Here is an 8,753-nt window from a genome sequence, read left to right on the forward strand (position 1 = left end):
GAGCATAGGAAGGAGGTAAAATGGTGAGTAAGACAAAGCTCGTAATTGTTGGGGCCGGGCCTGCCGGCTTAGGAGTTGGCATACTATTAAAGAAGCTGGGTTTTGATGCTTTCAAGATTGTAGAGAGGGAGGAAATCGGTGCCTCTTTTCTCCGTTGGCCCAAAGAAATGAAGTTGATTACGCCTTCCTTTACGGGTCAAGGCTTTGGTGCTTTGGACTTGAACGCCATTGCTCCCAACACATCGCCGGCGTATTCGATGCATCGTGAGCACTTAACCGGTGAGGAATATAAGGAGTACTTAGAGCTGCTGGTGGCCCACTTTGATCTTCCTATTCAAGAGAATTGGGAAGTGAATAACGTTCGTAAGGAAGGGAAACAGTTCTATGTTGAAGGAGAGAGCGGTACGATTGAAGCCAACGCTGTGATATGGGCGAGCGGAGAATACGCGTTTGCGAAAAAAGACGCGTTCCCCGGTGCGAATCTCGCTTTACATAATAGCGAAGTCCGCTCATGGACGGAACTACCCAAAGACCATCACTACGTAATCGGTGGGTTTGAAAGCGCGATGGATGCAGCGATTCAGCTCGTGCGCTGCGGAAGTGATGTGACGGTTCTGATGACTGACGAACTGTCGGAGCTTGGCCAGGCTGACCCAAGCTTGCGCCTATCTCCGTATACTTCGGAACGACTTGAGTGGGCGATGAATACCGGGCGGGTGAAGCTTCAGCCTAATTCTCGTGTGACCAAGCTGGAATGGAAGGGGAGGAAGCGCTGGCGTATTCACCTTATCGGAGATCGTTTGATTGAGTCTTTAAGCCAGCCAGTCTTGGCAAATGGTTTCCATAGCGGGGCGAGGCAGATTTCATCTTTATTTGAGTGGCAGACAAATGGCAAACCCTTACTGACTAAAGAAGCAGATGAATCCACTTTGACAAAGAATCTCTTTCTTACAGGAGCCAATGTGCAACACGAAAACGCCGTCTTCTGTTTCATTTATAAATTTCGCCAGCGCTTTGCGGTGATTGTTCGCCAGCTATTTGAGAGATGGGGCCTTCCCATAGACAATGAAGTTCTCTCTGATTATCGCGATAATCAAATGCTGATGGAAGACCTGTCCTGTTGCGAGGTCCTGTGTGAATGTTAGAAAATGCTAAGGCTCCGCGCCAGATTGTGTTGGTCGGGATGGAATCGGTCGGTAAGACGTCGCTGTTTTCTATGTTAGCCAAGCGCGGAGGAAAGGCAATCAACGTCCAAGGTTCAACGGACTTTATGCAGAAACAGATGCTTACTACGGGAGACATTCTCGTTGACCTTCCCAGTATATGTATGATTGATTCAGCAACGCAGAAATCTACGTTTCAGGCGTTAGAAAAAGCAGATCACATCCTTGCAGTGGTGCGTGGGACACATATGGTGGAGGAGCTCGAAACACTTTTGCAGCTTCTTCCGCAAAATGGGAAGGCACTTTCCATTCTTGTAACATTTGAGGATAAGGTGGCAGAACAGGTAAAAGAATCGATTCGCTTAAAGGCACAGAATCAGGAATTTCCATTAGAATTTCTAAGTCTCCGGGAAAAGGAAGCATTCTCTTATTCGGAGTTTATGGATCTCATCGAGGCAGGGTGCCCCCTTACTTCCCGTCGTAAAAAAGAGCTCTCGCAAATGGACCTTCCCTCGCGCGCTGCACAAGCATCTACTATGCCCCGGGAGAAAGCATCGGTGTTACTTGCCATCCTTGCTGTCGTTTTGTTATTTGTGTCCCCGATTGTGCTTGCTTATCATCTATCTGGATGGGTGGAAGGGCATGTAGAGGAAAGGTTGATCCAGCCCATAGAAGCTATGGCTGCACCCTGGCCGTTATGGCTGGAGGTGTTGATTGCTGGTGATTATGGCTTATTAACACTTGGGGTGTTTTCGTTCGTCTGGGCTTTCCCAGTCGTGATGTTTATGGCAACTGCAAATGCTATTACCGAGGACTCAGGATTAAAAGACCGCCTTGTCAATATACTGGATCCGGGGATGCGAAAAATTAGACTCGAAGGAAAAGATCTAGTCCCGTTCCTCACTGGCTTTGGCTGTAATGTAGTTGCGTTACACCAGAGCCGAACCTGTAGCTCAGCAACCCGCCTTGGTTGCGTCTCACTCATCTCCTTTGGCTCAGCCTGTAGTTACCAACTCGGTGCTACTTTATCTATCTTCCATGTGGCTGGAATGCCTTGGCTCTTCGTTCCATATCTTGCAGTGGTAACTTTCATCGGAGCGATCCACAACCGTCTTTGGTATCCAATAAAAGATGAGAGATGGGCGAGTTATTTCCAGAAGCGAAGGTTCTATTTGCAAATTCCGTCGTATAGGGTTGTTGCTTTTCGAGTGAAGTCCGTGCTTTGGCAGTTTATGACGCAGGCGCTGCCAATCTTTTTAAGCATTTGTATTGTGGCTTCTTTGCTCCATGTCGCAGGGGTAATGAATAAAGCAAGCGCACTTATCGCTCCGCTAATGTATCTACTGGGGGCACCGGGTGAAGCTGCTTCTGGACTGGTTTTTTCATTGATTCGCAAAGACGGGATTTTGTTATTTAACCAAGGAAACGGTGAGCTGCTTGCCCAGCTGTCAGCGGGCACCATATTCCTACTTGTGTATCTCGCCTCAACGTTATCTGCCTGTCTGGTCACGTTACTAGCAATCGCAAAGGAATTCAAACATCGCGTGATGCTGGCAATGGCGGGGAAGCAACTAGTCACATCCCTTGCCTCAGCTCTTGTCATGTTGCTATTGTTTCACTTGTTTTCTTAAGAGAGGGGAGGGCATGGGAGAACTAGATGTTTAAGCAGGAGTTTCCGGAAAGTCTCGTGGTCATTGGCGTCAATTTGGATGTGAAGAGATTCAAAAAGCAATGCAGCAAATGGAAAAATGCACTTTGTAAATCGTAATGAAAACGACTATCGTTATGCGTTGCTGAAAGGAGGCTATTACTTGAAAAAGTGGGCCATTATCGGAGGAGGTATTCAAGGCTCTACGCTGGCGATTTATCTAGTTAAAAAGAAGAAGGCAAGAGTTGAGGAGATCGAGATCATAGATCCGCATGAGGAACCACTCGCACTGTGGAAAGAGTATACAAAAAGAATTGGCATGCCTTATTTGCGTTCTCCCTCAGTTCATCACCTAGACGTCCCTCCATTTGGACTCGAGAAGTATGGAAAAACATACAGCAAAGAATGGAAGAAGCTGTTCAATCCCCCCTATGACAGGCCCTCCCTTGCCGTATTTAACTCACATAGCGTGGACGTTTTTAGGGGAATTGGGCTAGAAGCATCTTGGAAGCAGGGAAGAGTGCAGCACCTTGAGCGAGAAAATCCCCATTGGAAGTTGTACTTGTGTTCGGGTGAAACTGTAAAGGCGAAACAGGTAGCGTTGGCTTTTGGAATCACAGAGCAGCCATACTGGCCGGAATGGGCGCTGGAGAAGAAGGGGCGAGGGGACGAGATTTATCATGTGTTTGGAGAGTCGTTGCCTGCCTTTGAACAGCTATCTGCCCCATTTGTCATTTACGGAGGAGGAATAAGTGCCGCTCATCTATCTCTAAAGCTATCTAAGAAGTATCCCGGTAATGTGACGTTGAAAATGAGACATCCGTTTCGCACGCAGCAGTTCGATGCTGACCCAGGCTGGATGGGAGCGAGGCGAATGAAGGAGTATTCAAAGATTAAGAATTACGAAAAACGCCGCATGCTGATTAAAGAGGCACGTCACCGAGGGTCGATGCCTGCGGAATTAAAAACAGCAATCAGTAAAGCGGCCAAAAGCAAGCAACTTAGGATCGTACAAGACCAAGAGACGTTCGAGACCTTTGAGCAAGAAGGCACGATTTTGCTTGCGACTGGCTTTCGTCCAGATCCACCAGGGATGGAATGGCTGCGCTCAACAATGGAGCGCGAAAAGCTTCCAGTTGCTACGTGTGGGTACCCGATTCTTTCGGAAACATTGGAATGGGGGAAGGGGCTGTATGCCATAGGGGCGCTTGCGGAGCTTCAAATAGGACCGGTTTCCAGAAACATTGCTGGCGCAAGAAGAGGGGCATTAAAGATCGTCGGTGCCTTGTGAAGGGCGCCCTCCCCCTGGGTATCTTTCAATTGCCTTACGGGGTTTCAGCACGGTTTCTTATTGACAAGCAGGAAAACATGCTCTAATCTTAAATCGTAATGATTACTATTTGAAAAGGAGTGTAGTAAAATGGCCAAAAAATCAAAGATCGCCAAAGAGAAAAAACGCCAGGAGTTGGTGGCTAAATATGCCGAACGCAGGAAAGAGCTGAAGGAGAAGGGGGATTATGAAGGCCTTCGTAAGCTGCCCCGCGACTCAGCACCATCTCGCCTTCACCATCGCTGCGAAATTACAGGACGTCCGCGTGGTTATATGAGAGATTTTAAAATGTCGCGGATTGCTTTTCGCGAACTCGCACATAAAGGACAGATTCCAGGTGTGAAAAAATCGAGTTGGTAAGTGGTGATTATAACGTTCACCTTTAGAGCACAGGTCATATAGTACAAACGTTTGGAGGACATAAATGAACAAAATCCCAGTGACTGTTTTAAGTGGTTATCTAGGTGCAGGAAAAACAACAATTCTAAATCATCTTCTGCAAAACCAACAAGAATTAAAGGTGGCTGTTATCGTCAATGATATGAGTGAAATCAACGTTGATGCCAACCTTATAGAGCAGGGCGGTTTTTCTCGCGCCAATGAAAAACTCGTTGAAATGAGCAACGGTTGCATTTGCTGTACACTCAGAGAAGATCTTCTCATTGAAGTGGAGAAAATGGCGAAGCAAGGAGAGGTTGATTACATTGTTATTGAATCATCAGGGATTAGTGAACCTGTTCCTGTGGCTCAAACGTTTACTTACTTAGACGAATCGTTGGATATTGACCTGAGTCGTTTTTGTACATTAGATACGATGGTCACAGTTGTTGATGCTTACAGGTTTTGGAAGGATTTTCGATCTGGTGACACGCTGCTTGACCGCAGGCAGGCAGTAGGGGCTGAAGACGAGCGGGAGATTGCCGATCTGCTCATCGACCAAATTGAATTTTGCGATGTACTGGTTCTTAATAAATGTGATCTATTAGAAGAGCCAGAACTCATTGAATTAGAGACAGTCCTGCGAAAACTACAACCAGAAGCCACGTTCATCCGTACTAAGCATGGTGAGGTTGACCCTAAAGAACTCTTATACACTGAAAAATTTAATTTTGAAAAGGCGAGTGGCTCAGCTGGGTGGATCAAAGAATTAACCGCGGGACCTGAAAATCACACGCCCGAGACCGAAGAATATGGAGTTTCCTCCTTCGTCTATCAACGACGACGCCCTTTTCATACGAAGCGGTTCGACAATTGGCTTCATCATCAAATGGATCCATCCATCGTTAGGGCGAAAGGAATTGTCTGGTGCGCAACTCGGAATGAAGTCGCTATTTTGCTTTCACACGCTGGACCAACGGTTTCGATTAGCCCTGTATCCTACTGGGTCGCTGCTTTGTCGCAAGAATCGCAAGAGGAACTCCTTCGAGAGAATCCGGATACGAGAAAAAACTGGGATGAAGAGTATGGAGATCGCTTAACACAGCTTGTGATTATTGGAATTAATCTCGAGCCCAAAGAAATTACTGAAGAACTGGACCGTTGCCTGCTGACAGATACAGAACTGAAAGCAGATTGGGAAGCATTGGAGGATCCTTATGACTGGGTGTTACAACCGGTTCATACGTGACGGTGAAGCGGAGTGAGGCTGGCTAGGGTCATGGTTATGGATAGCGATAGCGTTAAAGCACATATTTTCACTGTGCCAAATTCTGTTATCGGTGTGCGAGCCTATGCTGTGGAATAATGGTAGCATAGCTGAATGAAAAGAACCTTGAAAGGCAAGTTTTTTATGCCTTCAAGGTTTTTTTAACTACTGCGAATTCTTTGGTTCACAGACAGTTCTTTTTCTAAATCAATTACAGCAAGAACCATCATTCGATCTACTCGCTATAGATAGTGGATTTACACGACAAACGCCAGTCTCAGGTAAGTTAAGCTCAACACGTTGGGCGGCTTCTTCATCTCCTGAAAGGTGAGACACGATGGAGCGTACTTGCTCATATCCGGTGGCCATTAAAAAGGTAGGGGCCCTTCCATAACTTTTGGCGCCAACAATGTAGAAATCTTTTTCTGGTTGACGTAATTCTTTTTCTCCATGTGGGCGAACCGTGCCACAACTATGAACGTTTGGATCGATGAGGGGTGCCAATTCTGAAACGCTCTCCAAAGCAGGGTCAAAAGCGTATCGTATTTCTTGGAGGAATTCAAAATTGGGCCGTGCACCTGCGTTTGCAATCATACGATCAAAAGGACCGATTTCAGTGGGGGTTCCATTTTGGACACCCGTTAGAGAATTGGTGCCGTCTTCATTGAGACGGTAAGACTGGATCAACGTTGAGACGTGAGCATCAATATTGCCCTTCGAAATTTCATCCTGCACACGTGTTCCTAGCGCCCCCCGTTCTGGAAGTTGGTCATTGCTTCCTCCCCCTAATACCTCCTCAGTTCTCGATCTTCTAATAATCCATGAAAGCGTAGTAGAAGGAAAGTCCTTTTTAAGAGCAACAAGATCAAGTATGGAATTGAATGCAGAATGACCGCTGCCAACCACAACCACCCGTTTATTCCCAAATTGCTTTCGATCAGCCCCAAGGACATCCGGAATACCATAATGGATATTCGCATTCTTTTCTTTTGGGAGTGCTAGACCTCCAGAACTAATCGGGTTTGGATTCTGCCACGTCCCTGTCGCATCAATGACTGCTTTTGCTTGAAATTGTTGTATGCCATGATTTAATGTTTTAACGTGTATTTCATATGGCAGTTGATCTCGGCCTTCTGTTTTCACTTTATCTATTCCTTTTCTAGATATATGAACAACGTGACTGTTCAAATGGATAGATGGTTTCAACTCTGGCAGAGCAGCGAGGGGTTCCAAGTATTCTGATACAATGTCACCACCATAAGGCAGTTGGCTTGGATCGGGTAGGCGAGTGCTGTGTTTAAGAAGCAGTGATTTGGCTGCCGAATCCATATTGTATTCCCAAGTGGAGAATAAGCGCACATGTGCATAATCTAAAAAATTTGTTCCGACGGTAGGACCTGATTCAAATAAAATAAAGGGTTGGCTTTGCTTGACTAGATGAGCGGCTGCGGCAAGACCTACTGGGCCTGCACCAATAATGGCAACAGGGAAAGATGAATGAAGCATACTAAACACTCCTTAAATCAAAATTATTTGTTTTAAAGATGAAATGGAAGTCCACCTTTATTTGGAAGGTGGATTAATGATACAACATAGCTCTTTCGACAAAAGATGGTTCATTTCTTCCTCCTTGAGCGAGTAATAGCTCCAAGTGCCCTTCGTTTCCTTATGGATGAGGTTCGCTTTTAGAAGAATCTTAAGGTGATAGGACAATTTGGATTGCGGAATACTCATTTCCTCAACTAAATCACATACACAGGTCGAGCCTCTGACACAAAGCATATTCAATAATTCGAGTCTTTTGGAGTCAGAAAGAGCTTTGAACTTTTCGGCATAAACACTGAAATTAGTGGCGCTGCAATTGCTTTGTTCAGGTGCTAAAGACATAGGCGATAATCCTCTCTTTTTGATTGATCAATTTTTGTTGATGTAGGTAATGTACTACAACGGCATTGTTATTGCAACAAATAAATCGAAAGTTTTTGTTTTTGGACTTTTGAAAGCTGCATATAGTGAAATTTAATATATAAATTGACTTATATGCAAGGGCTGTTATACAATGCTTTTTGAAAGGAGAGGGTGAAAATGACGACAATAACAAAACAAACGTCATCAGAGGCTGTTGCTTGCCTGAAAGTGATTAGCGATCCAACAAGGTTGTTAATGCTGAAACTAGCCGAGAACAAAGAATATTGTGTGTGTCAGTTTGTCGATATGTTTGAGATTAGTCAACCCGCGGTGAGCCAACACATTCGTAAGTTAAAGCAAGTAGATCTACTAAAGGAAAACAGGAAAGGACAATGGCGCCACTATTCCCTTAATCCGTCTTCGTCGTATTTTTCACTGGTTAAAGCCGTGCTCAACCAGGTGGATGATGAAGATCCTGCTTTAAAAGAAGCATTGGAAAAAGAAAGACCAGTCGAATGCTAGATAGGGGAGGAAATGGGTTGTGACTTCAGTCATTTTGGCGTCGGCGATTTTTATTGCAACGCTCGTCTTGGTCATATGGCAGCCAAAGAATCTAAACATTGGTTGGTCCGCATGTGGAGGGGCCATTGTTGCATTGCTCTTTGGTGTGGTTAATTTCACGGACGTCATGGAAGTGACCAGCATTGTTTGGAATGCGACATTAACATTTATTGCTGTTATTATTATTTCATTGATTTTAGACGAAATTGGTTTCTTTGAATGGTCTGCTCTACATATGACAAGAGCAGCCAAAGGGAACGCGGTGCTCATGTTTGTCTATGTGTGTATTTTAGGGTCCATTGTTGCCGCATTCTTTGCAAATGACGGTGCGGCTTTGATTTTGACACCCATCGTTTTGGCAATGGTACGTTCATTGAATTTTAATGAGAAAATGGTTTTTCCGTTTATTATTGCCAGTGGGTTTATTGCAGACACTACATCATTACCTCTGATTGTTAGTAACTTGGTGAATATTGTTTCTGCTGATTTCTTTGGCAT

The 8,753-nt window shown here is 45.1% G+C and carries 9 protein-coding genes; 7 read left to right on the top strand and 2 right to left on the bottom strand.

The genetic code is table 11. The features are described 5' to 3' along the window. Positions 1–20: 20 nt before the first annotated feature. The 5 genes from AVZ68_RS05215 (at position 21) to AVZ68_RS05240 (ending at position 5,768) form a co-directional block, all read left to right on the top strand. The gene (locus AVZ68_RS05215) at positions 21–1,145 is read left to right on the top strand and encodes an NAD(P)/FAD-dependent oxidoreductase (RefSeq protein WP_059103477.1); all 1,125 of its coding nucleotides are present in this window, start codon (positions 21–23) and stop codon (positions 1,143–1,145) included. After that, positions 1,139–2,794 carry a nucleoside recognition domain-containing protein gene (locus AVZ68_RS20650; protein ID WP_245628059.1) on the top strand — a complete coding sequence of 552 codons (1,656 nt, stop codon included), beginning with the start codon at positions 1,139–1,141 and terminating at the stop codon, positions 2,792–2,794. Before AVZ68_RS05215 ends, AVZ68_RS20650 begins: the two co-directional genes overlap by 7 nt. 180 nt (positions 2,795–2,974) lie before the next feature. Then, positions 2,975–4,102, top strand: a complete 1,128-nt coding sequence (locus tag AVZ68_RS05230) for an FAD/NAD(P)-binding protein (RefSeq protein ID WP_059103479.1) — start codon at positions 2,975–2,977, stop codon at positions 4,100–4,102. Positions 4,103–4,231: 129 nt separating this feature from the next. After that, a complete protein-coding gene (gene rpsN / locus AVZ68_RS05235) occupies positions 4,232–4,501 on the top strand; it encodes a 30S ribosomal protein S14 (protein WP_059103480.1) in 270 nt (89 codons plus the stop codon). Between the two features lie 64 nt (positions 4,502–4,565). Next, the gene (locus AVZ68_RS05240) at positions 4,566–5,768 is read left to right on the top strand and encodes a GTP-binding protein (protein ID WP_059103481.1); all 1,203 of its coding nucleotides are present in this window, start codon (positions 4,566–4,568) and stop codon (positions 5,766–5,768) included. Positions 5,769–5,993: 225 nt separating this feature from the next. Here the strand turns inward: AVZ68_RS05240 and AVZ68_RS05245 are convergent, their stop codons facing one another. Together AVZ68_RS05245 and AVZ68_RS05250 are read right to left on the bottom strand one after the other, a co-directional pair. Next, entirely contained in the window at positions 5,994–7,292 is a 1,299-nt protein-coding gene (locus AVZ68_RS05245) for an NAD(P)-binding domain-containing protein (protein WP_059103482.1), read from the bottom strand. A gap of 57 nt (positions 7,293–7,349) precedes the next feature. Beyond that, a complete protein-coding gene (locus AVZ68_RS05250; protein WP_059103483.1) occupies positions 7,350–7,673 on the bottom strand; it encodes an ArsR/SmtB family transcription factor in 324 nt (107 codons plus the stop codon). 198 nt (positions 7,674–7,871) lie between these two features. On the opposite strand from AVZ68_RS05250, the gene AVZ68_RS05255 reads away from it, so the two are divergent. Next, positions 7,872–8,216: an ArsR/SmtB family transcription factor gene (locus AVZ68_RS05255; RefSeq protein WP_059103484.1), complete on the top strand. Its 345-nt coding sequence runs from the start codon at positions 7,872–7,874 to the stop codon at positions 8,214–8,216. A 19-nt stretch (positions 8,217–8,235) separates the two neighbouring features. Continuing rightward, positions 8,236–8,753: ArsB/NhaD family transporter (locus AVZ68_RS05260; RefSeq protein ID WP_180316671.1), on the top strand; the 518-nt coding region annotated here is incomplete at its 3' end.

Source organism: Shouchella shacheensis (assembly GCF_001484965.1).
GTDB lineage: Bacteria > Bacillota > Bacilli > Bacillales > Bacillaceae_D > Shouchella > Shouchella shacheensis.